Origin of the sequence: Aeromonas sp. sif0611, assembly GCF_019218845.1 — a bacterium.
GTDB lineage: Bacteria > Pseudomonadota > Gammaproteobacteria > Enterobacterales > Aeromonadaceae > Aeromonas > Aeromonas media.
This window is the reverse complement of sequence record NZ_JAHUWU010000001.1, coordinates 885,241-910,492: the sequence shown is the minus strand read 5'-3', so window position 1 is coordinate 910,492 and position 25,252 is coordinate 885,241. Positions and strand designations below refer to the sequence as shown.

General features: G+C 62.1%; 21 protein-coding genes. 6 read left to right on the top strand and 15 right to left on the bottom strand.

The genetic code is table 11. The features are described 5' to 3' along the window. Positions 1 to 11: 11 nt before the first annotated feature. The 4 genes from KW824_RS03990 to KW824_RS03975 are packed head-to-tail and all read right to left on the bottom strand — an operon-like array spanning position 12 to position 3,739. Positions 12 to 1,196, bottom strand: coding sequence for an iron-containing alcohol dehydrogenase (locus KW824_RS03990; RefSeq protein ID WP_218408965.1), 1,185 nt, complete (start codon positions 1,194 to 1,196; stop codon positions 12 to 14). A gap of 17 nt (positions 1,197 to 1,213) precedes the next feature. Next, on the bottom strand, positions 1,214 to 1,723 hold the full coding sequence (locus KW824_RS03985) for an SCP2 sterol-binding domain-containing protein (protein WP_171274148.1): 510 nt from the start codon (positions 1,721 to 1,723) through the stop codon (positions 1,214 to 1,216). Beyond that, positions 1,713 to 2,303, bottom strand: coding sequence for a TetR/AcrR family transcriptional regulator (locus tag KW824_RS03980; protein WP_218408964.1), 591 nt, complete (start codon positions 2,301 to 2,303; stop codon positions 1,713 to 1,715). Before KW824_RS03980 ends, KW824_RS03985 begins: the two co-directional genes overlap by 11 nt. Positions 2,304 to 2,311: 8 nt before the next feature. Then, entirely contained in the window at positions 2,312 to 3,739 is a 1,428-nt protein-coding gene (locus KW824_RS03975; RefSeq protein WP_218408963.1) for a coniferyl aldehyde dehydrogenase, read from the bottom strand. 212 nt (positions 3,740 to 3,951) lie between these two features. On the opposite strand from KW824_RS03975, the gene KW824_RS03970 reads away from it, so the two are divergent. Continuing rightward, entirely contained in the window at positions 3,952 to 4,245 is a 294-nt protein-coding gene (locus KW824_RS03970) for a hypothetical protein (RefSeq protein ID WP_042650216.1), read from the top strand. 83 nt (positions 4,246 to 4,328) lie between these two features. Here the strand turns inward: KW824_RS03970 and KW824_RS03965 are convergent, their stop codons facing one another. The 8 genes from KW824_RS03965 to KW824_RS03930 all read right to left on the bottom strand — a co-directional run bounded on the left by KW824_RS03965 (position 4,329) and on the right by KW824_RS03930 (position 12,405). Beyond that, positions 4,329 to 4,775 carry a C40 family peptidase gene (locus tag KW824_RS03965; protein ID WP_041206155.1) on the bottom strand — a complete coding sequence of 149 codons (447 nt, stop codon included), beginning with the start codon at positions 4,773 to 4,775 and terminating at the stop codon, positions 4,329 to 4,331. 117 nt (positions 4,776 to 4,892) lie between these two features. Further along, positions 4,893 to 5,807 (bottom strand): hydrogen peroxide-inducible genes activator, encoded by a 915-nt coding sequence (locus tag KW824_RS03960; protein ID WP_043131593.1) that lies wholly within the window; start codon positions 5,805 to 5,807, stop codon positions 4,893 to 4,895. 299 nt (positions 5,808 to 6,106) lie between these two features. Further along, positions 6,107 to 7,072, bottom strand: a complete 966-nt coding sequence (locus tag KW824_RS03955) for an alpha-L-glutamate ligase-like protein (protein WP_005325705.1) — start codon at positions 7,070 to 7,072, stop codon at positions 6,107 to 6,109. A 3-nt stretch (positions 7,073 to 7,075) separates the two neighbouring features. Beyond that, positions 7,076 to 8,614: an inactive transglutaminase family protein gene (locus tag KW824_RS03950; protein WP_005325703.1), complete on the bottom strand. Its 1,539-nt coding sequence runs from the start codon at positions 8,612 to 8,614 to the stop codon at positions 7,076 to 7,078. Positions 8,615 to 8,617: 3 nt separating this feature from the next. Continuing rightward, on the bottom strand, positions 8,618 to 9,376 hold the full coding sequence (locus KW824_RS03945; RefSeq protein WP_171269495.1) for an ATP-dependent zinc protease: 759 nt from the start codon (positions 9,374 to 9,376) through the stop codon (positions 8,618 to 8,620). A gap of 82 nt (positions 9,377 to 9,458) precedes the next feature. Further along, positions 9,459 to 10,436, bottom strand: coding sequence for a tRNA 5-methoxyuridine(34)/uridine 5-oxyacetic acid(34) synthase CmoB (gene cmoB, locus KW824_RS03940; RefSeq protein WP_218408962.1), 978 nt, complete (start codon positions 10,434 to 10,436; stop codon positions 9,459 to 9,461). Beyond that, the gene (cmoA, locus tag KW824_RS03935) at positions 10,433 to 11,173 is read right to left on the bottom strand and encodes a carboxy-S-adenosyl-L-methionine synthase CmoA (RefSeq protein ID WP_043131589.1); all 741 of its coding nucleotides are present in this window, start codon (positions 11,171 to 11,173) and stop codon (positions 10,433 to 10,435) included. Before cmoA ends, cmoB begins: the two co-directional genes overlap by 4 nt. A gap of 383 nt (positions 11,174 to 11,556) precedes the next feature. Beyond that, a complete protein-coding gene (locus tag KW824_RS03930; protein WP_218408961.1) occupies positions 11,557 to 12,405 on the bottom strand; it encodes a DUF72 domain-containing protein in 849 nt (282 codons plus the stop codon). A 432-nt stretch (positions 12,406 to 12,837) separates the two neighbouring features. Here KW824_RS03930 and aspS point away from each other — a divergent pair, with 432 nt between their 5' ends. From aspS to KW824_RS03915, 3 genes are all read left to right on the top strand, one after another. Then, on the top strand, positions 12,838 to 14,616 hold the full coding sequence (gene aspS, locus KW824_RS03925) for an aspartate--tRNA ligase (protein WP_005325692.1): 1,779 nt from the start codon (positions 12,838 to 12,840) through the stop codon (positions 14,614 to 14,616). A 68-nt stretch (positions 14,617 to 14,684) separates the two neighbouring features. Next, on the top strand, positions 14,685 to 15,425 hold the full coding sequence (locus tag KW824_RS03920; protein WP_005325689.1) for a YebC/PmpR family DNA-binding transcriptional regulator: 741 nt from the start codon (positions 14,685 to 14,687) through the stop codon (positions 15,423 to 15,425). 274 nt (positions 15,426 to 15,699) lie between these two features. Beyond that, positions 15,700 to 17,325 carry a phosphoethanolamine transferase gene (locus tag KW824_RS03915; RefSeq protein WP_218408960.1) on the top strand — a complete coding sequence of 542 codons (1,626 nt, stop codon included), beginning with the start codon at positions 15,700 to 15,702 and terminating at the stop codon, positions 17,323 to 17,325. Between the two features lie 68 nt (positions 17,326 to 17,393). Here the strand turns inward: KW824_RS03915 and KW824_RS03910 are convergent, their stop codons facing one another. The 3 genes from KW824_RS03910 to nagB are packed head-to-tail and all read right to left on the bottom strand — an operon-like array spanning position 17,394 to position 20,568. After that, the gene (locus tag KW824_RS03910; RefSeq protein WP_041206154.1) at positions 17,394 to 18,608 is read right to left on the bottom strand and encodes an ROK family protein; all 1,215 of its coding nucleotides are present in this window, start codon (positions 18,606 to 18,608) and stop codon (positions 17,394 to 17,396) included. A gap of 4 nt (positions 18,609 to 18,612) precedes the next feature. Continuing rightward, complete coding sequence (gene nagA, locus KW824_RS03905) at positions 18,613 to 19,758, bottom strand: N-acetylglucosamine-6-phosphate deacetylase (RefSeq protein ID WP_005325686.1); 1,146 nt, start codon at positions 19,756 to 19,758, stop codon at positions 18,613 to 18,615. Positions 19,759 to 19,767: 9 nt separating this feature from the next. After that, positions 19,768 to 20,568 (bottom strand): glucosamine-6-phosphate deaminase, encoded by an 801-nt coding sequence (gene nagB, locus KW824_RS03900; protein ID WP_043131581.1) that lies wholly within the window; start codon positions 20,566 to 20,568, stop codon positions 19,768 to 19,770. 271 nt (positions 20,569 to 20,839) lie between these two features. Here nagB and nagE point away from each other — a divergent pair, with 271 nt between their 5' ends. Both nagE and KW824_RS03890 read left to right on the top strand, forming a co-directional pair. Continuing rightward, the gene (nagE, locus tag KW824_RS03895) at positions 20,840 to 22,294 is read left to right on the top strand and encodes an N-acetylglucosamine-specific PTS transporter subunit IIBC (protein WP_043131578.1); all 1,455 of its coding nucleotides are present in this window, start codon (positions 20,840 to 20,842) and stop codon (positions 22,292 to 22,294) included. Positions 22,295 to 22,416: 122 nt separating this feature from the next. Next, positions 22,417 to 25,080 carry a beta-N-acetylhexosaminidase gene (locus tag KW824_RS03890; protein WP_218408959.1) on the top strand — a complete coding sequence of 888 codons (2,664 nt, stop codon included), beginning with the start codon at positions 22,417 to 22,419 and terminating at the stop codon, positions 25,078 to 25,080. The last annotated feature ends 172 nt before the right edge of the window (positions 25,081 to 25,252 follow it).

Sequence of the window (25,252 nt, the reverse complement as noted above, 5' to 3'; positions counted from 1 at the left end):
CGGCTTGGAGGTCATTCCCACACCTGTTCCAGCAGCGCCAGCAGCTCTTCCCTGTCCGCATCTTTGCGGTTGTAGAGCAGGGCGCCGTCGTTGATGGCGAGATCACGAATGTCGGTGAGCACCGATCTGTCCGTCACGCCGGCTTCCGCCAGGGTGCGCGGCAACCCTACCGCCTGCCAGAGACTGTCGCGCAGGGCGCAGAGTGCATCCAGGGCTGCCTGGGGACGCAGCGCCTGTGGGGTGGCCGCGAAGCACTCCGGCCCCGCCAGCGGCAGCAGCAGGCGGGCCAGCTCAGGGTCTATCTGCGGCCTGTTGTAGTCGAGCACCGCGGGCAGGAAGAGGTTCATGCACAGGCCGTGGGGCAGGTGGCAGCGGGCCCCCAGGCTGTGGCCGAGGGCGTGCACCAGCCCCACCATGGAGTTGGAAAACGCCATGCCCGCCAGGGTGGATCCCTCCGCCAGTTGTAGCCGCAGGTGCTTGTCTTCGGGGGCCTGCAACACCTTGGGCAGGGCATCGGCTATCTTCTCCACCGCCATCAGGGCCAGGGCGTCGCTGACCGGGTTCTTGGCATTGCCGATGAAGGCCTCGATGGCGTGGGTCATGGCGTCCATGGCGGTGGCGGCCGTGATGGGCAGCGGCAGCCCCCGGGTGAGGCGCGGGTCCAGCACCGCCAGCTGGGGCAGCAGGAAGGGGGAGGTGAAGGGCACCTTGCGCCCGCTTCCCTCGTCTCGGATCACCGCCACCAGGGTCACTTCCGATCCGGTGCCCGCCGTGGTGGGCACCGCCGCCAGCGGTTTGAGGGGGCGGGTCAGGCAACCGGCCCCCGCATGATCCAGCAGCCGCTCCCCGCCCAGGGTGACCAGGATGTTGACCGCCTTGGCGGTATCGATGACGGAGCCGCCCCCCAGGGCCACCAGGCTGTCACAACCGAGTTCCCGCCAGCGGGTGGCGATGCGCTCCACCACGGCGGTGGAGGAGTCGGCTGGGATCTCGTCCCAGATGGCGGCGACCGGCAGGCCCCCCTCCGCCAGCACATTGGCCAGCAGGGTGGCGAGCCCGCTGCCGCCGACCCCCTTGTCGGTCAGCAGCAGCGGACGGCGTGCCCCCAGTGCCATCAGCTCGTCCGGAAGCTGTTCCAGCGCCTGCTCCCCTGCCATCAATCTGACCGGACAGAAGAAATCGTAATAACGGCTCATGGTGTTCATCCTTCTTTTCAACCGGTCAGCAGACCCAGGTAGATGTGGCAGGCTCGCGTCAGCTTGTGGCGCGGGCTCGGGTAGTGGCGCAGCAGGGGCCGTGCGATGAAGGCAGGCAGGATCAGGGCTTGCAGCTGCTCCAGCGCCCGCACCAGCTGCATGGCCGCCCCGAGATCCCCCTCCACCAGCAGCCGGTTCTCGCAGAAGGCCTGATTAATGCCGAGGCGAAAGCTGAGGGCGCGAAAGGCGATGGCGGGGTGCTTGAAGCAGACCCGCAGAACATGGGGACTTGTTGCCCCAAGGGACGCGGGGCCGCATCGCCAGCGCCCGGTCCTCTTGTGCAGGGTCAGTCCATAAGGCAGCCCATGCACCTCCAGCCGGATGCGAAGCTCCTCCGGCAGCGGGGCGAGCTCACGGCGCACCGCCTCGTCGACCCGGGCGGCGCGGCACAGGGTGCGGCCGATGACCCAGAGCAGACTCCCTATCCAGAGGCGCCTGCCGGTGGCAAGCCAAGGATCAAGCGTCATGAAGGCCTCCTGCAATGGCGGACCAGAAGAGGGCGAAGGCGCTGGCCTGCCAGTGGGGATCGTCCCCGAGCTCGGGCTGGTCGACAAAGAGGGAGGCACAGGCCAGAAACAGGCTCTGGCACACTTCCAGCATCAGGACGGGGGGCGCCTGCATCAGCTCGCCGCTGGCTTGACCCCGGGCAAGCAGGCGCGGCAGGAAGCGTAGTGTCTCCCCCAGGATCTGGCTGCGCAGCGGCCGTGCCAGCAGGGGGGAGTGGAAGAAGCCCAGCACGAACTTGAGCTCGTGGGGATGGGCCTGCATCCAGCTCATCGCCTGACACCAGTAGTGGCGCGCCTGCTCCCTGAGGGGCAGGGCCGGATCCGCTTCGCTGATGGCGGCGCCAAGGCGCAGCTTGACGTCCTGGTAGAGCTGCTGGATCAGCAGCTCCTTGCTGGGAAAGTGGTGGAACAGGGTGCCGTTGGCCACCCCTGCCGCCCGGGCGATGCGGGCGGTAGCGGCCCCCTGCAGGCCATCCTCGGCGCACAGGGCAAGGGCGGCATCCAGGATCTGGCGGCGTTTGTCTGTCATGGGATCGCTCATGTTGCCTCCTAGCGCAGGAACAGGGCCATCATCAGCCGCTGGTACCAGCGCCGATAAGGGGGGTGGATCAGGCTCCCCGTGCTGAAACGGCCGCGGCGCAGCACGGTTTTCGCCTTGGAGAAGGTGAGAAAGCCTTCGTGGCCGTGGTAGTGCCCCATGCCGGAGGGGCCTATGCCGCCGAAGGGGGCGTCGTCCGCCGCCACCTGGAACAGGCACTCGTTGATGGCCATGCCACCGGCGTGGGTCTCCCGGGTGAGGCGGTGCTGCAGTGCCGGATCCAGGCTCATTAGATAGAGTGCCAGCGGGCGTGGCCGGGCCGCCACATAGGCAATGGCCTCCTCGATGCTGTCATAGGGCACCAGGGGCAGCAGGGGGCCGAAGATCTCCTGCTGCATCAGCTGGCAGTGGCCGGGCACCTCAGTCAGCAGGTGGGGTACCAGGCGGCGGGCGCCGTCATCCCGGGCCGGCGAGGCGCAAGGGTGCACCTGGGCACCCGCCTGCTTCGCCTCCGCCAGCCAGGCGGTGAGCCTCTCATACTGGGCCGCGTTGATGATGGAGCCGTAATCCGGACTATCCAGCCCCTTGGGATATAGGCGGCGAAAGTGCGTCTGATAGGCTTCGATAAAGCCCTGCTCCTGCCCTCGTGGCAGCAATACATAGTCCGGAGCCACGCAGATCTGACCGGCGTTGAGGCTCTTGGCGAAGATCATCCGCTCCACCGCCAGGGCCAGGGGCATGTCGGGGGCGATGAGGCAGGGACTCTTGCCACCGAGCTCCAGGGTCAGCGGCGTGAGCTGGGGCGCGGCGGCAGCCATTACCTGCCTGCCCACCGCCGTGGAGCCGGTGAACAGCAGATGATCGAAGGGCAGGGTGCTGAAGGCGGCCGCGAGTCCCGCATCTCCCTCGATGAGCACCACCTCGTCGTCGTCAAACACCGCCTCCAGCAGGGTGCGCAGCGCGGCATTGGTATGGGGGGTGAACTCGGAGAGTTTGATCATGGCGCGGTTGCCGGCGGCGATGGCGCCGATGAGGGGGCCCAGACTCAGCATCACAGGGAAGTTCCAGGGCACCATGATGCCGACCACGCCAAGCGGTTGATAGTGCACCTCGACCCTGGCGGGGGCCAGCAGCAGGCCGGGGTGGCGCCGCACTGGCTTCATCCACCCCTTGAGCCGTTTCAGGCTGTAGTTGATCTGCATGACGCAGGGCAGGATGTCGGCGACCAGGGAGTCGTAGTCGCTGCGCTGGCCATAATCCAGAGCCAGGGCGTCGCAGAGCGCCTGCTTGTGGGCGAGCAGGGCGCTCTTGAGCGCGGTCAACCGGCTGCGGCGCTGTGCCAGGCTCGGCATGGGCTGGGCCTGACAGGCCTGCTTGAGGCGGACCAACTGCTCGGGCAGGGAGAACTTGTCTGGGGACTGGGTTTGTATGGCTTCCATGGTTTGCTCCGCACAAAAACTGACCGACTGATTAGTCGGTCTGAATCTACCGGCTTGTTGCCAGCTTGTAAACTGGAACGTGCCAGGCCAGGGATGGATGAAGGGGTTCTCCGATGGAACTGTGCTCGGCACCACAGTTTTGGGCTATCACGATTGGTGAATTATCCAATAAGGGGTAGTTTTTGCCCATCAACTCAGATGGAGTGCTGCACATGACCAGGGAATTGCACAGCCTGCTGGCCAGGCTGGACGATGTGATCGAGCGTATGCCGGACAGTTTCAACACCTATGAATTTACCCAGAAGCTGGCACTGCAACACCAGCGCGAGTATTTCGCCGCAGGCCACTCCCTGGCGGAGCAAGACAAGAACCTGCTGCGCCTGCTCCACGAGAAGATAGCCCTGGCGCTGGCGAGCCATGATGGTGTCATCGAAGGGGCCCTGCTGCCCTGTGTGACCCCCTGGGGGGAACGGGCCACTTCGCCCCGCTGGCACCGCAAGCATTGAGCCTCTGCGCAGCCTATTTTCGGCGCAGCACATAAAGAAGAAGGCCCCTCGGGGCCTTCTTCTTTGCGGTTCGTTGATGGCGGCTACTGGGTCAGGCGGCGTGCCTGCCAGTAGCGGCTGTTCCAGTAGACGTTGTCGAGGCGCGAGCGGATCACCCCCTTGCTGGTGGAGGCGTGGATAAACTCCCCTGACCCGGTGTAGACCCCGACGTGGTACTGCTGCCAGCCAGTCTTGAAGAACACCAGATCCCCGTGCTGCAGCCGGTATCTGTCAACCGGGCGACCCAGGCTGGCCTGGGATTCCGTGGTGCGGGGCAGGGTGAAGCCCAGCACCTGCTGGTAGGCAAGCTGGGTGAAGGCGGAGCAGTCGAGGCCGGCTCGGTTGGTGCCACCCATGCGGTAGGGGACGCCGCGCCACTGCTGATAGAAGCCGTCGAAGGCACTGGCCTGGCGGGCAGGCGGCGGCTCCGGGGTGCTGGAGCAGGCGATGACAAACAGGGCCAGCAGGGGCGGCAGCAAGGTGCGAAACATCTCAACTCCTTGATAGGGCACAGGATTCATCATAGATGATGTTCCTGCCTGGAACCTGAACAGCGATAGCATAAATGCTTGCCGAGGGCAGAAAATGCACTCCCGGCAAGCCAGTCGTCAGTCGGCCGCCTTGGGAGTTATCAGCGGCGTGAGCAGCTCGGCGATCTTGTAGAAGGTCTGCACCCGAGTGGTGCTGGGGCGCCACACCAGGCCGATCTCGCGATAGGGCTTCTCCCCTGGCAGGGGAATGGCCACCAGATCCGAGTTCTCGAGGATGCCGGCATCTATGGCCATCTGGGGCAGGAAGGTGGTGCCAAGGCCGGCGCCCACCATCTGTACCAGGGTGTGCAGGCTGGTGGCGGCGAACGGGTTGATCTTGCTCTTGTCCCGCAGCCGGCAGGCACTCACCGCGTGTTCGGTCAGGCAGTGCTCCCGCTCCAGCAGGAAGATGCTCTGATTGGGCAACTCCTTGTAATCGAACGGCATGTGCAGCCCCGCCGCCATGTGGGAGGGCATCACCATGTGGAAGGGATCCTGACCGACCGTCTTGCAGTGAAAGCCGCCGATCTCCACCGGCAGCGCCAGGATCAGCAGGTCGAGCTGACCCTGCTCCAGCTGCTTGAGCAGATTGGTGGTGGTGTCTTCCCGCAGCAGCAGCTCCAGCTCCGGATAGGCCTTGCCGCACACCTGCAGCAGCTTGCTCAGCAGGAAGGGGGCAATGGTGGGAATGCAGCCCAGGCGGACTGTGCCATGCATGACGCCCCCCTGCTGCTGGCCGAGTTCCATCAGATCCCGGGCATCGGAGAGCAGGTTGCGCGCTCGCGCGACGATTTCCATGCCGACCGGCGTCATGATGAAGCTCTTGTGATCCCGCTCCACCAGTTGCAGGTTCATCATGTCCTCCAGGGTCTGGATCCCGGTACTCAGGGTGGACTGGCTGACATGACAGGCCTTGGCGGCACGGTTGAAATTCTTGTGCTCGTCCAGAGCGACCAGATACTGGAGCTGTTTCAGGCTGGGCCAACGTTGCATAGGGGAAACCCGATCGATGCTATCTATTTGATTAATCTACCATCGAGAGACTGCTTTGTCGCCGAGATTAGGCGCCCTCCTGGCAGGATGTGTGCGTCACGGGGCAGGCGGAAGGGAGAGGCCCGGCATCCTCCCTCCCGTGATGGCAGCTACTGCCTTGGGAGCTTATCCCCTTGTACCAGCCCGTTGAAGGGGGGTTGCTACGGGATGTGATGGGGATCGGCCTTCCCGGGGGGCACCCGACGCCGGCCATAAAAAAACGCGCCGGGTGGCGCGTTTTTGCAGTGATGGAGCGTCACTCATTCGTCGAAGATACCGAAGTGATCCTTGGCGAAGTTGACGCGTTGCTCCACATTCATCTTGACCTGACCCAGCTTCTCGATGGTCTTGAGGTTGGGCACCAGGCCGCGGCCATTGGCGATCTGGATGGCGAGACCGGGACGGGCGTTGAGCTCCAGCAGCATGGGGCCGCGGAACTTGTCCAGCACCATGTCGGTCCCGATGTAGCCAAGCCCCGACATCTCGTAGCAGGAGGCGGCCAGGGTCAGCAGGGTATCCCAGTGGGGCACCTTGAGATCGTAGAGATCCAGGCCGGTGTCCGGGTGGTGGCGCAGGGGGTTGCCAAACTGCACCGCCCGCAGGGCGCGACCGGTACGCAGGCACAGACCCACCCCCACGGCGCCCTGGTGCAGGTTCGCCTTGCCGTCCGAGGCGGCGGTGGAGAGACGCATCATGGCCATCACCGGGAAGCCCTTGAAGATGATCACCCGGGCATCGGGCACCCCTTCGAAGGAGTAGCCGTCGAATACGTCATCGAAGTTGATGAGTCCTTCCACCAGCGCCACGTCGGGCTTGCCGCCCAGCGAATAGAGGCCCGCCAGTATGTTGGAGACATGGCGCTCCAGATCCTGACCGGTGGAGGCGCTGCCGTTGGGCTTGTAGAAGCTGCCCTCTTCCTGACGCAGGATCACCAGGATCCCCTTGCCGCCGGAGCCGCGGGCCGGCTTGATGCAGAAGCCCGGCCAATCCTTCACCAGCTCGGTGATGCGGGTCACATCGTGCTGCTCGCGGATGGTGCCGATGAGTTCAGGCACCGTCACCCCCGCATCCAGCGCGATGCGCTTGGTCTTGAGCTTGTCATCCACCAACGGGTAGAGACGACGCGGGTTGTAGCGGCTGATGTAGGAGTGGTTGCGTTTGTTCATGCCGAGGATGCCTGCCTGAGACAGGCTCCACGGGCTGGTGTATTTCTGCCAGAACCACATCTGTTACTTGTCCTTACCCGGGGTGGCACCGGACTTCATCTCGTCCACCAGCGGCTTGAAGCGCTTGAGCTCGCTCAGCTTGTAGCCGGTGTAGTTACCCATCACCAGCACGGTGGCCATCAGCACCAGTTGCAGGCCGAGGAAGTTGAAGGTGAGGTGACGAATGAGCTCGTTGTCCATGGCCAGGTAGGCGATGACCGCCACCAGCAGGGAGCCGCCACCCTGACGGAACACCTCTTTCGGGCCCTCTTCTTCCCACAGGATGGACATCCGCTCTATGGTCCAGGAGAGGATGATCATCGGGAAGAAGGTGATCTTCATGCCGTCGGTCAGCCCCAGCTTGAAGGCAAAGGCCGAGAAGATGCCGATCATCGAGATCACCATGATGATGATCGCCGATATTCGGGCCACCAGCAGCAGGTTGAGCCGCGACAGGTAGGAGCGGATGACCAGGCCGGTACCGACGATCAGCAGGAAGCCTATCAAGCCCGTAACGAGCGAGGTCTGGATGAAGGCGACCGCGATCAGCACCGGCATGAAGGTGCCGGAGGTCTTGATCCCCACCAGCACCCGCAGGAACACCACCATCAGCACACCGATGGGGATCAGCAGCAGACCCTTGAACAGCGCCTGCTCTTCCAGCGGCAGGCTGTGGATGGAGAAGTTCATCATCTCGGACTTCTCGAACTTCTGCGCCAGGGCCACGTTGACCGGCTGTTCCTGCTCGATCATCGAGAAGGTGACGCGGGAGTTGTGGCCACCGGTGACGTCCAAGAGGGCGCCGGAGTTGTATTCCCACAGCAGCAGGTTCCCCGGTTGTCCCTGTTCACCGGTTTGCGGGTTGAACAGCTTGTAGTCGGTCGGGCTGTTGAACACCTGCAGGTAGTCCACCAGCTCCTGACGACGGCGACCGTCTTCCAGGCTCAGGGCGTGGACCACGCGCGCCGGCACCTCGGCGTTGTTGAGCAGCTCGGCGATCAGGCTGGCACGGCTCTTATGAGACTTCAGCAGCTCGGCGTTCTGTTCCTGCTTCTCGATCTCCTTGATGATCTCGCGGGTCAGTGTGTAGCCGTCTGCGGAACGCTCCTGGGCGCGCTCGAGGATCTGCTTCATCGCGGTGGCGTAGGGCTCACTTTCGATCTGCTTCTCGATGGCGGGCGGCAGCGGGTTGGCGGCGGGCTTGGCATGGGCATCCGCCATCATGTCGACCCGATAGTAGAGCTCCTGGCGGCCAGAGGCGGTGCGAATGGACCACTCGGCACGGGCGTCACCGTCCTTCTCGACGAACGATAGGCCGTAGCCCGGGCTGGCGGCATTCTCGTTCATCAGGGTGAAGCCGGGCTGGGTGCCCGGAATGGCCAGGGAGGCGATGACTGGCTCACCGGTCGCCTCGAACTCGAGCTTGGCTTCGATAGACCAGATCTGACGTTTTTCACCGGGCGTGAGCGGCACGTCCAGGGCGACATGGTGATAAAACGTCATTCCCAGGCCGACAATGAACAGCAGGGCGACCAGCAGATAGAACGGCTTACGGGAAACCATGGATTATTTTACATCCTTGAGCTTGGGTTTTGGTTGGATATACTCGCGGGCCACGTCGACCACGGCGATGTCTTTCAAGAATTCACGGCCCAGCAGCACGGGGAAGGTCATGTCGCTGCGGTCTTTGAGGGTAAACTCGGCCTTCTCGGTCATGTCACCGATGCGCACGGTGAGGCGCACCACGGGACGACGGTCGAGGTCGTCGGCAGAAGCCTGACGCACCCGCACGTGACGCACCAGGGGCGCCTCGATCTGGATCTTGTCGTCCATCTCCTGGTGGCTCAGGAAGAAGCGCACCCAGTTCTTGCCGTTGCGCTCGAAGATGGTGATCTCCTGGGCGCTGATGGAGGAGGTGGTGGCGCCGGTATCGACCCGTGCCTGGAAGGCATCGTTGGCGGCATCGACCCAGATCCACTCCGCCTCACCCACCAGCAGCTTGCCGTCGACCGTGTGGCCCTGGCTCGGGGCCGGGCACTTCTCGGTGGGAATGGCCATGGGTTTGGGGGGCTCGGGTGGCAGGGTAGCCAGCTTGCTGTCGACTTTCTTCACGGACTCTTTCATGTTGGTGACATCGGTGTTGAGCTGAACCAGCAGGTGCTGTTGCTGCACATACTGCTTCTGTTGCTGTTCCATGGATGTTTGCAGGCGTTGCTCGCTCAACGTGATCTCGTTGCGAAGCTCGGCCAGCGTCAGGGTCGGGGCCGGGGGGGCTTTTTCCATACTGACACACCCGCCGAGACTGAGCAGGGAGAGCAGGGTCATTCCTTTTAATTTGCTTTTCATGTCATTCATTTAACTGTGCTTCCTGGAATTAGGTCAGTGTAACTTCCACAGCCGCCATCGGCTAGTCTTTGGCCTTTCTGGCGATCAGTACGGCACGCTTGGGTGCCGGGTATCCTTCGACCGTGAGTGCCGGATCGTCTGGGTCCAGGTAGTCACTCAGGGACTCGTTAATCATCCAGTCGGTACGACGCTGTTCGTCGGTACTGGTCATATTCTCGTCCACGACTCGCACGTCGCTGAACCCGCAGCGTTCGACCCAGAGTTTGAGAGCCGCGCTTGAGGGGATAAACCAGACGTTGCGCATCTTGCCGTAGCGATCGGTGGGCACCAGCACGTCGTTGACGCCGCCGTCGATCACCAGCGTCTCCAGCACCAGCTCCCCGTCGTCTTTGAGCTGGTTGCGCAGCTGTTCGATGTGCTCGATGGGAGACTTGCGATGATAGAGCACCCCCATGGAGAAGACGGTGTCAAAGGCGCGTAGTTCCGGCAGCTCCTGAATGCCCAGCGGCAGCAGGTGAGCGCGCTGATCCCCTCCGGCGAAGTGACGGATGGCCTCGAACTGGCACAGGAACAGCGGGCTCGGATCGATACCGACCGCGAGTTTTGCCCCTTCGCCGACCATGCGCCAGAGGTGGTAGCCGCTGCCGCAACCCACATCCAGCACGTAACGCCCGGCGAGCGGGCTGATGTGGGGCAGCACCCGCTCCCACTTCCAGTCGGAGCGCCACTCGGTGTCGATGTGGATGCCGTGCACATGGAAGGGGCCCTTGCGCCAGGGCATGAACTGGCGCAGCAGGCTCTCGGTCTTCTTGCGCTCCCCCTCGTTCAGGCTGTCCATGCCGCCTACCTCGACCCGGCTTTTCAGCTCGACGTTGCCAGGGGCCACCTGCGGCAGCTTGTTGAGGGCGCGGTTCCAGCGCGGCAGGTCCCCGTGCAGGTTGTCGTGCTGCCAAGCGTGCAGCTGGGCGGGCAGGGTGTGCAGCCAGTGGCTCAGCCGGTTCTTGGCGATCAGTTGATAAAAGTTGGCGAAGTCGATCATGGCTGGGCGTCGCTGGATTTGATGGCAATCATGGAGCCGAAGTTGAAGCACTGGAACCAGAGATCCTGATGGGTGAAACCGGCGTCCCGCAGGCGGGCACGGTGAGTCTCCAGGCTGTCGGTACGCATCACGTTTTCAAGGGCGGTGCGCTTCTGGCTTATCTCCAGCTCGCTGTAGCCGTTGGCCCGCTTGAAATCGAGGTGCAAGTCGATGAGCAGCGCGTTGACCTGTTCGTCCTCGAAACGGAACTTCTCGCTCAGGATCAGGATACCACCGGGGCGCAGGCCGTCATGGATGCGCTGGATCAGGGCGGCCCGTTTCTCGGGCTCGACGAACTGCAGGGTGAAGTTGAGCACCACCACGGAGGCGTTCTCGATGGCGATGTCGCAGATATCAGCCTCCACCAGCTCCACCGGCACCTCGGACTTGAAGCCAGAGAGGTGGGCGCGGGCACGCTCGATCATGGGGTGGGAGAGATCCACCGCCGTGATCTGGCAGCCGGGCTGATTGACATGGCGGCGCATCGCCTGGGTGGCGGCGCCCAGCGAACAGCCGAGATCGTACAGGCGGCTCTGGGGCTGGGCGTAACGGGCGGCCATCATGCCGATGGCGGAGATGATGTTGCTGTAACCCGGCACGGATCGCTGGATCATGTCGGGGAAGACATCGACGACCTGTTCGTCAAAGCAAAAATCCCCCAATTGGGCAATGGGGGCGGCAAAAATCTGATCGTGCATGCTGGCGCAACCTGACAGCCGGTGCGCGAACCGACTGTGTGTTCAATGGAGTCGTTGGGTGACGCCCGTCCGGGTCGTCACCGGTTTACGAACGGGGTGGCTGGCCTTGAGATCCTTCGGGCCCGCCCTGTTCGCAATGGACCATCATCCTGGTCCTTTATGGGGATGAGCCGTCTGCGGCAGGTGTTGCCATGGACAGCGGTCAGAGCCCTTTCCCGGGAGCCGGACGGTCGCCTGCAACACTGTGCCATGGCGGGCGTTCGGGTCCTTGCTTGGGGCGGTAGTGTAGAGGAAAGGCGGGCGTTTGTCTTGACGCCGAGGCCCGTCCAGCCACAAAAAAACGGCTTTTTTTAGCGGTGAAACAGGGGCGGGGAAGGGAGTGGCTAAAAGGGCAGCACGCCCTGGCGCGCGCGATCGTTTTCCCCCGGCCAGGGGGCCATCTCCTGACCGAGCAGCCGACTGGCCTGACGGGCCAGTTCGGGGGCACGGGCGTTGTCGGCGGTATGGATAAAGAGGTAGAGATCCTTCCCCTCTGCCAGCCATTGTTTCCAACGGGGCAACCAGGATGGCAAAAATGGGTAATTGTCCTCGATTTGAGGAAGGCCGATGAGGCGCACCACAGGGCTGTTTGCGGTGGCGAGCAGGTGCACCGGGAGCCTGGGCTTCTTGCCCTGGGCATCGATCATGGCCGCCGTGGTGGCGGGCACCGAGAAGAGCGGCCGGCTGTCGAGCATGATGCGGTTGATGCCCCTGTCCATCAGCAGGCGGTTCAGGGCCCGCTCCGCCTCCCCCTTGGCGAAGAAGTCGGGGTGGCGCACCTCGAGGGCATAGGTGAAATCCGGCGGCAGGCTCTCGAAGAAGGCGGCGAGGCGCGGCAGGCCGGCGGGGCCGAAGCGGGCGGGCAGTTGCAGCTTGAGCAGCCCCAGTTGCCCGTGCAGGGGCGCCAGCAGGGCGATGAAGGCCGCCACCTGCTTGCCGGCGCTCACCAGATCGCTCTGGTGGCTGATCTCTTTCGGAAACTTGAAGCTGAAACGAAACTGGGGCGGCACCGCATCGGCCCAGCGGCGCACCGTGTCCGGGGTGGGGGAGGCGTAGAAGGTGGTGTTGCCCTCCACGGTATTGAACACCCGGGCATAGTGGGCGAGGTGCTCGGCGGGCCTGGCGCCCACCCCCAGCAACTGGCCGGGCCAGGCCGGGTGTGACCACTGGGGCAGACCCAAATAGAGGCTCATGTCGGTTCCTGTCTGCGGATTTATGCTGTTTTGCTCCCCTTTTTGCGCCAGGACAACAAAAAACAGGGCAAAGGGGGCTGCGGGCCATTTTACCCAAATGGGGGTTTTCCTCTATAATGCCAGCCCTTTTGTTTGCCAAATCGTTGTGACTCACGGGGTTGTGCGCCTAAGGTGGCGATGACCTGGGTCACAAGGTTGCCAGACAACGACGCTTGCCGATGTTCTCGCCTCGCGCGTCGACCCCTCGACGGGGCACTCGGCGCGAGCCGGCATTGGCGGCAAGTATCCGGCTCGGGGAGCCGGATGATATGAGACTGATTTCAAACCGGGTAAGAATCCGAATCTGGCCAGCTGTGAGACAGACGGTGCTTGCCAGTCGTGCCCGGCGACCCAAGGTGAACCGTCTCTCTACCATTTCGAAGGAAGAAGTCCATGCGCTCTATCTATTGCGGACAGGTCAATGAGGCCCATGCCGGGCAGACCATAACATTGTGCGGTTGGGTCCATCGTCGTCGCGATCTCGGCGGCCTCATCTTTATCGACATGCGCGACCGGGAAGGGATCGTGCAAGTCTTCTTCGACCCGGACAAGCCGGACGCCTTCGCCCTGGCCTCCGAGCTGCGCGGCGAGTTCTGCATCCAGGTGACCGGCGTGGTGCGTACCCGTCCGGACTCCCAGCGCAACAGCGACATGGCTACCGGCGCCATCGAAGTGTTCGCCCACGAGCTCACCATCATCAACCGTGCCGAGCCGCTGCCGCTGGACTTCAACCAGGTCAACAGCGAAGAGATCAGCCTCAAGTATCGCTACCTGGACCTGCGTCGCCCCGAGATGGCCAAGTACCTGAAGACCCGTGCCAAGGCCAGCGCCTTCGTGCGCCGCTTCATGGACGAGCAGGGCTTCCTCGACATCGAGACCCCCATGCTGACCAAGGCGACTCCGGAAGGGGCCCGTGACTATCTGGTGCCGAGCCGGGTGCACAAGGGCAAGTTCTACGCCCTGCCGCAGTCCCCGCAACTGTTCAAGCAGTTGCTGATGATGTCCGGCTTCGATCGCTACTACCAGATCGTCAAGTGCTTCCGCGACGAAGACCTGCGTGCCGACCGCCAGCCGGAATTCACCCAGATCGACGTGGAGACCTCCTTCATGACGGCGCCGCAGGTGCGCGAAATCATGGAAGAGATGATCCGCAAGCTCTGGCTGCACATCCTGAACGTGGATCTCGGCGACTTCCCCATCATGACCTTCGACGAGGCCATGCGCCGCTTCGGCTCCGACAAGCCGGATCTGCGCCTGCCGATGGAGCTGGTCGATGTGGCCGACCTGCTGACTGCGGTCGAGTTCGCCGTGTTCGCGGGTCCTGCCAACGATCCGAAAGGCCGCGTGGCAGCCCTGAAAGTCCCGGGCGGCGCCGAGCTCTCTCGCAAGCAGATCGACGAGTACACCAAGTTCGTCGGCATCTATGGCGCCAAGGGCCTGGCCTGGATGAAGGTCAACGAAGCCGCTAACGGCATCGAGGGCGTGCAGTCTCCGGTGGCCAAGTTCCTCACCGACGAGATAGTGCGCGAGATCCTGGCCCGCACCGGCGCGGCCGACGGCGACATCCTCTTCTTCGGTGCTGACAGCAAGAAGGTGGTGTGCGACGCCATGGGCGCCCTGCGCCTGAAGGTGGGCCGCGATCTGGGTCTGGTGGAGAACGTCTGGAAGCCGCTCTGGGTCATCGACTTCCCCATGTTCGAGGAAGATGGCGAAGGTGGCCTGGCTGCCATGCACCACCCCTTCACTGCCCCGAGCAACCTGGGTCCGAGCGAGCTCAAGGCCAACCCCCTGGGGGCCTATGCCAACGCCTACGACATGGTGATCAACGGCTACGAAGTGGGTGGCGGCTCTGTGCGTATCCACAACAGCGAGATGCAGTCCACCGTGTTCGACATCCTGGGGATCACCCCGGACGAGCAGCGCCTGAAGTTCGGCTTCCTGCTGGATGCCCTGAAGTACGGCACCCCACCCCATGCCGGTCTGGCCTTCGGTCTGGACCGCCTCAGCATGCTGCTGACCGGTACCGACAACATCCGGGACGTGATCGCCTTCCCGAAAACCACGGCAGCGGCCTGCCTGATGACGGATGCCCCCAGCTTCGCCAACCAGGCCCAGCTGACCGAGCTGGCCATCGCCACCGTTGCCAAGGCCGATGCCAAGGCTGACGCCTGAGAAGATTGAAGAACGGGTCGCCATGCGACCCGTATCCCCTTGATTTCACATTATAACGGAGAGTTTTTATGGCAGGTCACAGCAAATGGGCCAACATCAAACACCGCAAGGCGGCGCAAGACGCCAAGCGTGGCAAGATCTTCACCAAGCTGATCCGCGAAATCACCACCTCGGCTCGCCTCGGTGACGCGGATCCCGCCAACAACCCGCGCCTGCGCGCGGCGGTAGCGGCTGCCCTGACCGGCAACATGACCCGCGATACCATCAACCGTGCCATCCAGCGTGGCGCCGGTGGTGGTGATGGCGAGCAGCTCGAGACCATCGTCTACGAAGGTTACGGCCCGGCGGGCTCCGCCGTCATGGTGGAGTGCCTGACCGACAACCGCAATCGCACCGTGGCCGAAGTGCGTCACGCCTTCAGCAAGTGCGGTGGCAACCTGGGCACCGACGGCTCAGTGGCCTACCTGTTCAGCAAGAAGGGTCTGCTGACCTTCGTGGGCGTGGACGAAGATGCCCTGATGGACGCGGCCCTGGAAGCGGGCGCCGATGACGTGGTTACCGAAGAGGATGGCTCCATCGAGGTCTACACCACCCCGAACGATTTCGGCACAGTGCTGGACGGCCTGGAAGCCGCCGGCTTCAAGCCCCAGAGCGCCGAAGTGACCATGATAGCTTCCACCGAAGCCGAGCTGGACGCCGACACCGCACCCAAGCTGATGCGTCTCATCGACATGCTGGAAGACCTGGACGACGTGCAAGAGGTCTACCACAACGGCTCCATCTCCGACGAAGTGGCCGCGCTGCTCTGATCGCCAGATAGAAGACCAGGGGCAACACCAGGGTGTCACCTCCGACCAAACGGCAGCCTAAGGCTGCCGTTTTTTTATCACCTGCCCCCCTCTTGCCCCATTTCCTTTGCTGCCCTTAATGCCGGCTTAAGTTTGACTTTCTAGTATCACCTGGTATCCGGGCCGCTCTGGCCATGATCCTCCGTCTGCTCGGGAAGAGGGGCGGGGGAGCGGGATGCCCACAACGGAGCCCCCATGCAGGGTCTCCAGATCACTGGTTTGTCGGAGTCTTCTTATGCGCCTCACTCTGGGAGTGATGAAGGTCAACCTGTTGCTGGTGTTGCTGTTTGCACTGGTGTTCAACTGGCCCATTTTCCTGCACTTTTACCGTATTCTCACTGCGCTCGAGCATGTGAAGGCGGGATTTGCCCTCTCCATCCCCCTGGTGCTGATCGCCGCGCTCAATGCGGTCTTCCTGCCGTTTACCTTCCGCTATCTGCTCAAGCCCTTCTTCATCCTGCTGATCATGACGGCCTCTCTGGTCAGCTACGCCATGCTGAAATACGGGATCATCTTCGATGTGGGCATGGTGCAGAACATTCTGGAGACCAACAGCGGGGAGGCGACCTCCTATCTCAATGCTTCAGTGGTGCTCTGGTTCCTGCTGACCGCGGTGTTGCCGGTACTTGGTCTGCTGTGGATCAAGGTGGAGTACCCAACCCCCTGGTACAAGGGGCTGGGTCTGCGGCTCGGTTCCATCGCTCTGTCGCTGCTGTTTCTGGTGGGTGTTGCCGTCCTCTATTACCAGGACTATGCCTCGGTCGGGCGCAACAACCACTCCATCGTCAAGGAGATAGTCCCCTCCAACTATGTGCGCGGCCTCTATCGCTACGCCCGGGATATTCTCTTCGCTACCCCTGTCCCTTATGAGCCGATAGGCACAGATGCCAGGGTGGTCGCCAAGAGCGACAAGCCGACTCTGATGTTTCTGGTGGTGGGGGAGACAGCCCGCAGCCAGAATTACTCCCTCAACGGCTACCAGAAGGAGACCAACGGCTTCACCATGAAGGAGCCGGATCTCGTCTCCTTCAGGGACGTACGCTCCTGTGGTACCGCCACCGCGGTCTCGGTGCCCTGCATGTTCTCCAACCTGACGCGCCGTGAATACGACGAGACCCTGGCCAAGTCCAGAGACGGCCTGCTGGACGTGCTGCAGCACGCCGGAGTCTCCGTGCTGTGGAAGGAGAACGACGGCGGCTGCAAGGGGGTGTGCAATCACGTGCCCACCCTGGAGATCGAGCCCAAGACCTTCCCCGAATACTGTGAAGGGGATTCCTGCTATGACGAGGTCTTGCTGCAGGGACTGGATCGGCAGATCGCCGGGATGAAGGGCAAGCAGGGCAGCAAGCTGGTCGCCTTCCACCTGATGGGCAGCCACGGCCCGACCTACTATCGCCGCTACCCGGCCGCCGACCGCGTCTTCTTGCCGGACTGCCCGCGCAGCGACATCGAGAACTGCAGCAACGAGGAGCTGGTCAACACCTATGACAACACCATAAGGTACACCGACAAGGTGTTGTCCCAACTCATCGACAAGCTCAAGACCCTGGAGAGCCAGTACAACGTGGGGCTGGTTTACCTGTCTGATCACGGGGAATCCCTGGGCGCCATGGGACTCTATCTGCACGGCACTCCCTACAAGTTTGCCCCGGACGATCAGACCCGGGTGCCCTTGCTGACCTGGTTCTCTCCCCAGTTGCAGCGTGACCGCCAGCTGGACCAGGACTGCCTGCGTCAGGAGGCGGGCAGCAAGCGCTTCTCCCACGACAATCTGTTCCACTCGATGCTCGGCATCATGGATGTGCAGACCCAGGCTTATGACGGCAAGCTTGACCTGTTCAAGCCGTGTAGGGCGGGGTAAACCGGCGAAAACAGATCAATAAAAACGGCAGCCACTGGCTGCCGTTTTTATTGATGCAAGGAGCTGGGTTACTTCTGCTCCATGATGATCTGCAGCAGATCTCCCTCCAGCAGGGAGCGCTTCACCAGCGCGAAACCGCCGATGGTGGGCTGGTTCTGGAAGCGGGCCTTCACGATGGGCAGACCACGGTGAAAGCTCGGCAGGGACTGGTGCTCGACGCAGCGGCGGATGGCCGGGATCAGGATCTCCTCGGCGGCGGTGATTTCGCCGGCGATCAGCACCTTCTGGGGATTGAACAGGTTGACCGTGATGGCGATGGCCCGGCCCAGGTGTTCTCCCACGTTCTCGATCACGCTGCGGGCCAGCTCGTCACCGGCCATGGCCGCCTTGCACACCTCCTGGATGGTGATGTGCTTCTCCTGCAGCGAACTCAGGTGGCCGCGGCTGATGAGCTCCTTCACCTTGTCGACGATGGCCTCGTTGGAGGCGATGGTCTCGAGGCAGCCGAAGTTGCCGCAGTGGCAGCGCTTGCCGAGCGGCTCGACCTGGATGTGACCTATCTCGCCGACGTTGCGGTTATGACCGAGGAACACCTGCCCCTTGGTGATGATGCCGGAGCCGGTGCCCTGGTGCACGCTGACCAGGATGGAGTCCATGCAGTCGCGAGATTCGCCGAAGAAGTGCTCCGCGAGCGCCAGGGAACGGGTGTCGTTGCCCACGTAGCAGGGGAGGTTGAAATGGTGCTCCAACAGCTTGGCTAGGCCGAGATTGCGGATCTGGTAGGTGGGGGTATAGATGACCATGCCGGATTCCGGGTTGACCAGACCCGGCATGGTCAGCGCGATGCTGATGAGGTTGCGGCTACGCTCGGTATTGGCATCGATGAAGGCGCCAATTTCCCGCAGCAGCATGTCGACCACGGGTTGCTGCTCGATCTCGGTCACCTGGGTGATGTGCTGATCGAGCTCCTTGCCGTCGAGATCGTACAGGCTAAGTTGCAGGTAGCCGCGACCGAGCTTGGCGGAGACAAACTGAAAGCGATGCTTGATGGTGGTCAGGGAGATGGCGCGTCGTCCGCCGGTTGACGCCTGGGGCGAGGTCTCCCTGATGAGGCCATGCTCGATCAGTTGCCGGGTTATCTTGGTCACGCTGGCCGGTGCCAGCTGACTCAACTCGGCAATTTTGACCCGCGAGATGGGCCCCTGCAGGTCAATGAGTCGATACACGACGGCACTGTTCACCTGCTTGATAAGATCTACGTTTGCTATTTGTCCGCCAGTCATAGTGTCACTGTGTTGTGTAGTGTCCGTTAACCACGGTCCCGCAGACCGTGAAGGCCTGATCAAAGACGGTGAGGTTGGCAATTTTTCCGACCTGGATACTACCGAGACGTGAGTCCCATCCAATGGCGCGAGCGGGGTAAAGGGTGGCCATTCTCAGTGCTTCATCGAGCGGTAATCCGACCTGTTTGACCAGATTCTCCACCCCTTCAATCATGGTGAGGGCGGAGCCGCCGAGTGTACCATTCTCATCGACGCACTGACCATCGCGGAAATAGACGGTTGCGCCACAAAAATCAAACTGTTCAAAGCCTTCCGGTGCCCCGGCCGCAGCGGTGGCATCGGTGACCAGCACCAGTTTCTCGCCGAGGATCCTGTGTGCCAGGCGCACGTTGGCCCAGTGCACGTGGTGGCCGTCGACGATGACGCCCGCATAGACATCCTTGCGATCGTAGATGGCGCCTACCACGCCCGGCTCGCGACCGTTGAGGGTCGGGGTCATGGCGTTGTAGAGGTGGGTGGCAAAGCGCATGCCGTTGTCAAACCCGGCCATGGCCTGGTCATAGCTGGCGGCGGTGTGACCGGCGGAGACCAGGATGCCGGCCTCCACCAGGCGGCGGATGTGCTCCGGCTTGTTGCGCTCCGGCGCCAGGGTGATCTTGGCGATGGCGTCGCTGTTGGCGCAGAAGAAATCGATCATCTCGTCGACGGGCTGACGGATCTGCTCCGCCGGGTGTATGCCCTTGCGCTTGAGGTTGGTGTAGGGCCCTTCCAGGTGGACGCCCAGCACCTCGTTCGGATGGGCGGCCATGTAGTCGCGGGTCACCGCTACGGCCAGCTTCATGTCTGCATCCGGACTGGTGATCAGGGTCGGCAGGAAGCTGGTGGTCCCGGATTTGAGGTTGGCCGCCTGCATGGTGGCCAGCGTCTGGGTGGTGATGTGGCCGTTGAACATGACGCCGCCGCAGCCGTTGAGCTGCACGTCGATAAAGCCGGCGCTGAGGTTGGCGCCCTTGAGATCAATGCGCTCGATGCCGGCGGGCAGCTCGGCCAGGTGGGAGATGGCGACAATCTTGTCGCCCTCGATCAGTACGCCGTGGCCGGTCAGCACGCAGCTGCCGGTATAGAGGGTGCAATTAGTCAGTGCGTACATGACGGCTCCTTACAAACGGTCGATGTTGGCGGCTTCCAGCTGCTGGAAGTAACGGACCGTCTTGACTTTCAGCTCCATGGTGGAGGGCTCGTCGCACACCATCATGCCCTTGGGATGCAGTTGCAGGGTGGAGATGGTCCACATGTGGTTGACGCAGCCTTCCACCGCGGCCTGCAGGGCCAGCGCCTTGGCGTGACCGGTCACCAGGATCATGATCTCCTCGGCATCCATCAGGGTGCCGACACCCACAGTCAGCGCCAGCTTGGGCACCTGCTCCATGTCGCCACCGAAGAAGCGGGAGTTGGCGATGCGGGTATCTTCGGTCAGGGTCTTGACCCGGGTACGGGAGGCAAGGGAGGAGGCCGGCTCGTTGAAGGCGATGTGGCCGTCGTTGCCGACGCCGCCCATGAACAGGTTGATCTTGCCATAGGACTTGATCTTGTCCTCATAGCGCTTGCACTCGGCCACCAGATCCTCGGCATTGCCGTTGAGGATGTTGATGTTTTCCGGGCGAATGTCAACCTGGTTGAAGAAGTTGTTGTGCATGAAGCTGTGGTAGCTCTCCGGGTGCTCCTTCGGCAGGCCCACGTACTCGTCCATGTTGAAGGTCACCACGTGCTCGAAGCTCACTTCACCGGCCTGGTGCAACTCGATCAGGCGCTTGTAGGTCGTCAGCGGCGTGCCGCCGGTGGGCAGGCCCAGCACGAAGGGGCGATCGCTGGTCGGTTTGAACGCATTGATGCGGTCAACGATGTAACGGGCAGACCAGAGACCCACCTGGCTGGCAGACTTCAACGGGATCAGGCGCATTCTATATACCTCAGAACGGTTGCCGCACAGGATTGACGGCAAGGGACCAAACACGGATTCAAGTTGTTTTATAGCGTAAATAAAGATTGCGAACTAAGCCACATCTATCCGCTACCTTTATCTCTGTTGAGTGATAATGATCACGAAAGTTGGTTTATTAATTTGCGAAGCGAAATAAAACAAATAGACTGCCAATCAAGCCTTGATGGCTTATGCGTCGAACGTGATAAGCACTTAATTTCTAGAAAAACATCAACTAAGGAGAGGAACCGTGAACATTCTCGGTTATTTGCAAAAGATCGGCCGTGCCCTGATGGTGCCGGTAGCGGTATTGCCTGCCGCAGCGATCCTGATGGGGATTGGCTACTGGATTGACCCTAACGGTTGGGGTGGCGAAAGCGCGCTGGCGGCTTTCTTGATCAAGGCGGGTGCCGCCATCATCGACAAGATGGCCATCCTGTTTGCCGTGGGTGTCGCCTATGGCATGTCCAAGGATAAAGACGGTTCCGCCGCGCTGGCCGGTCTGGTCGGCTATCTGGTAGTGACCACCCTGCTGAGCCCGGGCGCGGTCTCGCAGATCCAGCAGATCCCGCTGGACCAGGTCCCTGCTGCCTTCGGTAAAATCGAGAACCAGTTCATCGGTATCTTGACCGGTGTCATCGCTGCCGAGCTGTATAACCGCTTCAGCGGTGTCGAGCTGCACAAGGCGCTGGCCTTCTTCTCCGGCCGTCGTTTGGTGCCGATCGTGACCTCCGTTGTCATGATCGTCGTCTCCTTCATCCTGATGGCTGTCTGGCCGATTATCTATGGTGGCCTGGTCTCCTTCGGTGAGTCCATCGTCAGCATGGGCTCTACCGGTGCCGGCATCTACGCATTCTTCAACCGTCTGCTGATCCCGGTGGGCCTGCACCACGCCCTGAACTCCGTGTTCTGGTTCGACGTGGCCGGCATCAACGACATCCCGAACTTCCTGGGTGGCCAATCCTCCATCGACGCCGGCAAGGCTGTCGTGGGCGTGACCGGCATGTACCAGGCTGGCTTCTTCCCCATCATGATGTTCGGTCTGCCGGGTGCGGCACTGGCCATCTACCACAGCGCGAAGAAAGAGAACAAAGAGAAAGTTGCCTCCATCATGATCGCGGCCGCCTTCGCCGCCTTCTTCACCGGGGTGACCGAGCCGCTCGAGTTCTCCTTCATGTTCGTGGCGCCTGTGCTCTATGTCATCCACGCCCTGCTGACCGGTCTGTCCGTGTTCATCGCCTCCAGCATGCACTGGATCTCAGGCTTCGGCTTCAGCGCCGGCTTTGTTGACATGTTCATTCAATCGCGCAACCCGCTGGCGACCCAGTGGTACATGCTGTTGGTACAGGGTCTGGTGTTCTTCGGCCTCTACTACGCCATCTTCCGTGCCGTGATCGTCAAGTTCAACCTGAAAACCCCGGGTCGTGAAGATGACGAAGCCGTGCCGGTACAGGCCCAGACCACCGACCGCACCGAGCTGGCTCGCCAGTATCTGGAAGTGCTGGGTGGCCAGGACAACCTGGTGACCATCGATGCCTGCATTACCCGTCTGCGTCTGACCCTGAAAGATCGCAGCATCGTCGACGAGCGCAAGCTCAAAGCCCTGGGTGCGGCCGGTGTGGTCAAGCTCGGTGAGCAGAACCTGCAGGTGATTCTGGGCCCCTTGGCCGAGATCATCGCCGGTGAGATGAAAGCCCTGCGTTAATCGAGCGACTCGCTCACCTCAAGTCTAAGTCCATTGTTGACATAACTAAGGGCCTCGCTCAGGGGCCCCATATAAAAAAAGCCAAGAAAATCCAACCTTTACTTCAAATGAGAGCAGCAGTTATGAACTTGAAACATTCTCTGTTAGCCATTGCCATGTCTACCGTTTTCGTCAGCCAGGTACAGGCAGCCGATGCCGCCAGGCAAGCCGTGGTCGATTCCCTCGCCAGCAATCTGGTCGTCAAGTACGAAGTCGTCACCAATGACGGTGCCGGCGCCGGTCTCGACTGCCAGGCACTGGGTTCCGAGTGGGCGAGCTGCGGTGTCGCCAAGCTGCACCTGACCAATACGGGTGCCGACGTTACCTCCAAGGACTGGAGCATCTATGTCTCCTCCATCCGCCGCATCCAGCGGGTGGACAACGACCAGTTCACCATCACTCACCTGACCGGCGATCTTTATCGTTTGACGCCAACCGAAAAGTTCCAGGGCTTTGCCAAGGACGCCACGGTCGAAGTGCCCCTGGTGGTGGAGTACTGGGTATTGTTCGAATCTGACATCATGCCGAACTGGTATGTCGCCAGCGAAGGGGCCGAGCCGAAAGTGCTGGCCAGCATGAGCAACATCGACGATGCCACCACCTACGAGAAGCCGATGCCGGCCGACGGCTGGAAGCGCACCAAGGATGACAACAACATCCTGATGAACAGCGAGACCCGTTTTGCCGCCAACCAGACCAGCACCTTGCTGCCTGCCGGCAAGATTGACGACCAGATCCTGCCGAGCCCGATGAAGCAGGTGGTCAAGGCCGGTCCCCAGGTCGACTTCTCCACCATCAAGCTCAATGCCCTGGATCTGCCAAGCGATCGCGCCGAGGCCCTGAAGGCTCAACTGACCAAGCTGGGTGTTACCCTCTCCGACACCGGCTACCCGGTCACCATCAAGCTCGGCAGCAAGCTCAAGCAGGCCGAAGGCTACGACATGACCATAGGCGCCAAAGGCACAGTGGTGCAGGGTCATGACATCGATGGGGCCTTCTGGGGTGCCCAGTCCCTGATCTCCCTCTTGGGGGTTGACGACAAGCTGGTGAGCCAGATGAGCGTCGAAGATGCGCCGCGCTTTGAATACCGCGGCATGCAGACCGACGTGGCCCGCCACTTCAGAAGCCCGGAGACCATGAAGAAGCTGGTTGACCAGATGTCTGCCATGAAGCTCAACGTGCTGCACCTGGGGCTGACCAACGATGAAGGCTGGCGCATCGAGATCCCGGGCCTGCCGGAGCTGACCGACGTCGGCAGCCAGCGTTGCCACGACGAGTCCGAAACCAAGTGCTTGATGCCGCAGCTCGGCTCAGGTCCCACCAGCGACAACCAGGGCTCCGGCTTCTACAGCAAGGCCGACTACATCGACCTGGTGCGCTATGCCAAGGCCCGCGGTGTGACCGTGATCCCCGAGATCAACATGCCGGCGCACGCCCGTGCCGCCGTGGTCTCCATGGAGGCGCGCTACAAGCGTCTGCTGGCGGAAGGGAAGGAAGCGGAAGCGAACCAGTTCCGTCTGACTGACCCGGATGACACCTCCAACGTCACCTCGGTGCAGTTCTACGACAAGATGTCCTTCATCAACCCCTGCCAGCCGGGTGCCGCCACCTTCGTGGCCAAGGTGATGGATGAAGTGGCCCAGATGCACCAGGCCGCCGGCCAGCCCCTGACCGCCTGGCACTACGGTGGTGACGAGGCGAAGAACATCATGCAGGGCGGTGGCTATCAGGATCCGGCCGTTACCCAGAAAGCCGATCTGGTGGCCTGGAAGGGCAACGTCGACTCCAGCAAGCAGGACAAGCCGTTCGGCAAGTCCCCCCTGTGCCAGAAGATGATCGACGATGGCAAGATCAAGGATGTGGCCGAGCTGCCTGTCCACTTCGCCAAGGAAGTGAGCGAGATGGTCAAGGGCCACGGCTTCTCCACCCTGCAGGCGTGGGAAGATGGTCTGAAGTACGCCACGGACGCCAGCGTGTTCGCCACCGACAAGACCCGGGTCAACTTCTGGGAAACCCTCTACTGGGGTGGCTTCAACGAGGCGATGAAGTGGGCGCACAAGGGCTATGACGTGGTGCTGTCCAACCCGGATTACCTCTACTTCGACTTCCCGAACGAGGTACACCCGGCCGAGCGCGGCTACTACTGGGCAACCCGCTTCAACGACACCCGCAAGGTGTTCGCCTTCGCCCCGGAAAACCTGCCGCAGAACGCCGAGACCTCGGTTGACCGCGACGGCAACGCCTTCGTGGCCAAGGGTGACCAGGATCCGGTCAAGTTCAAGGGGATCTCCGGTCAGCAGTGGAGCGAGACAGTGCGCACCGATGCCCAGTACGAGTACATGGTCTATCCGCGCATCTTCTCCGTGGCTGAGCGTGCCTGGCACAAGGGTGGCTTCGAGCTGGACTACGTGAAGGGTCGCGAGTTCTCCGGTACCACCAAGCACGTCAACAAGGCCACCCTGAACAAGGAGTGGAACCAGTTCGCCAACCTGCTGGGTCAGCGCGTGTTGCCCAAACTCGACCAGGCCGGTGTTGAATACCGCCTCTCGGTGCCTGGCGCCAAGGTGGTGAACGGCAAGCTGGAAGCGAACGTGGATCTGCCGGGTCTGCCCATCCAGTACAGCCTGGACGGCACCAACTGGACCGCCTATGACGCCGCGGCCAAGCCGAGCGTGACAGGCAAGGTCTGGCTGCGTACCACCAGCTTCGATGGCAAGCGCACCAGCCGCGTCACCGAGCTGAACTGATAGTCCTCAATCCATAACGCAAGGTGGGTCGCAAGACCCGCCTTTCCCAAGACCGATAGGTCATCGGCTTTGGGAAAGGTTGACTGTGCGTGTGAACCTTTGTTGTGTGTGTATTGTCTGTTTTTCATCACTTGTGACCCCGCCTCGTGCGGGGCTTTTTTTAGCCAGGGTT

Excerpts from the sequence above, each read along its gene's own strand:
- KW824_RS03975 (WP_218408963.1), bottom strand. The coding sequence starts at position 3,739 with ATGGAAGCCATACAAACCCAGTCCCCAGACAAGTTCTCCCTGCCCGAG.
- KW824_RS03960 (WP_043131593.1), bottom strand. The coding sequence starts at position 5,807 with ATGCAACGTTGGCCCAGCCTGAAACAGCTCCAGTATCTGGTCGCTCTG.
- KW824_RS03945 (WP_171269495.1), bottom strand. The coding sequence starts at position 9,376 with ATGACCCTGCTCTCCCTGCTCAGTCTCGGCGGGTGTGTCAGTATGGAA.
- KW824_RS03990 (WP_218408965.1), bottom strand. The coding sequence starts at position 1,196 with ATGAGCCGTTATTACGATTTCTTCTGTCCGGTCAGATTGATGGCAGGG.
- KW824_RS03985 (WP_171274148.1), bottom strand. The coding sequence starts at position 1,723 with ATGACGCTTGATCCTTGGCTTGCCACCGGCAGGCGCCTCTGGATAGGG.
- KW824_RS03910 (WP_041206154.1), bottom strand. The coding sequence starts at position 18,608 with ATGACTGGCGGACAAATAGCAAACGTAGATCTTATCAAGCAGGTGAAC.
- KW824_RS03920 (WP_005325689.1), top strand. The coding sequence starts at position 14,685 with ATGGCAGGTCACAGCAAATGGGCCAACATCAAACACCGCAAGGCGGCG.
- KW824_RS03915 (WP_218408960.1), top strand. The coding sequence starts at position 15,700 with ATGCGCCTCACTCTGGGAGTGATGAAGGTCAACCTGTTGCTGGTGTTG.
- KW824_RS03955 (WP_005325705.1), bottom strand. The coding sequence starts at position 7,072 with ATGTGGTTCTGGCAGAAATACACCAGCCCGTGGAGCCTGTCTCAGGCA.
- KW824_RS03930 (WP_218408961.1), bottom strand. The coding sequence starts at position 12,405 with ATGAGCCTCTATTTGGGTCTGCCCCAGTGGTCACACCCGGCCTGGCCC.
- KW824_RS03950 (WP_005325703.1), bottom strand. The coding sequence starts at position 8,614 with ATGGTTTCCCGTAAGCCGTTCTATCTGCTGGTCGCCCTGCTGTTCATT.
- cmoB (WP_218408962.1), bottom strand. The coding sequence starts at position 10,436 with ATGATCGACTTCGCCAACTTTTATCAACTGATCGCCAAGAACCGGCTG.
- aspS (WP_005325692.1), top strand. The coding sequence starts at position 12,838 with ATGCGCTCTATCTATTGCGGACAGGTCAATGAGGCCCATGCCGGGCAG.
- nagB (WP_043131581.1), bottom strand. The coding sequence starts at position 20,568 with ATGCGCCTGATCCCGTTGAAGTCTGCCAGCCAGGTGGGTCTCTGGTCT.
- KW824_RS03980 (WP_218408964.1), bottom strand. The coding sequence starts at position 2,303 with ATGAGCGATCCCATGACAGACAAACGCCGCCAGATCCTGGATGCCGCC.
- KW824_RS03965 (WP_041206155.1), bottom strand. The coding sequence starts at position 4,775 with ATGTTTCGCACCTTGCTGCCGCCCCTGCTGGCCCTGTTTGTCATCGCC.
- KW824_RS03890 (WP_218408959.1), top strand. The coding sequence starts at position 22,417 with ATGAACTTGAAACATTCTCTGTTAGCCATTGCCATGTCTACCGTTTTC.
- nagA (WP_005325686.1), bottom strand. The coding sequence starts at position 19,758 with ATGTACGCACTGACTAATTGCACCCTCTATACCGGCAGCTGCGTGCTG.
- KW824_RS03970 (WP_042650216.1), top strand. The coding sequence starts at position 3,952 with ATGACCAGGGAATTGCACAGCCTGCTGGCCAGGCTGGACGATGTGATC.
- cmoA (WP_043131589.1), bottom strand. The coding sequence starts at position 11,173 with ATGCACGATCAGATTTTTGCCGCCCCCATTGCCCAATTGGGGGATTTT.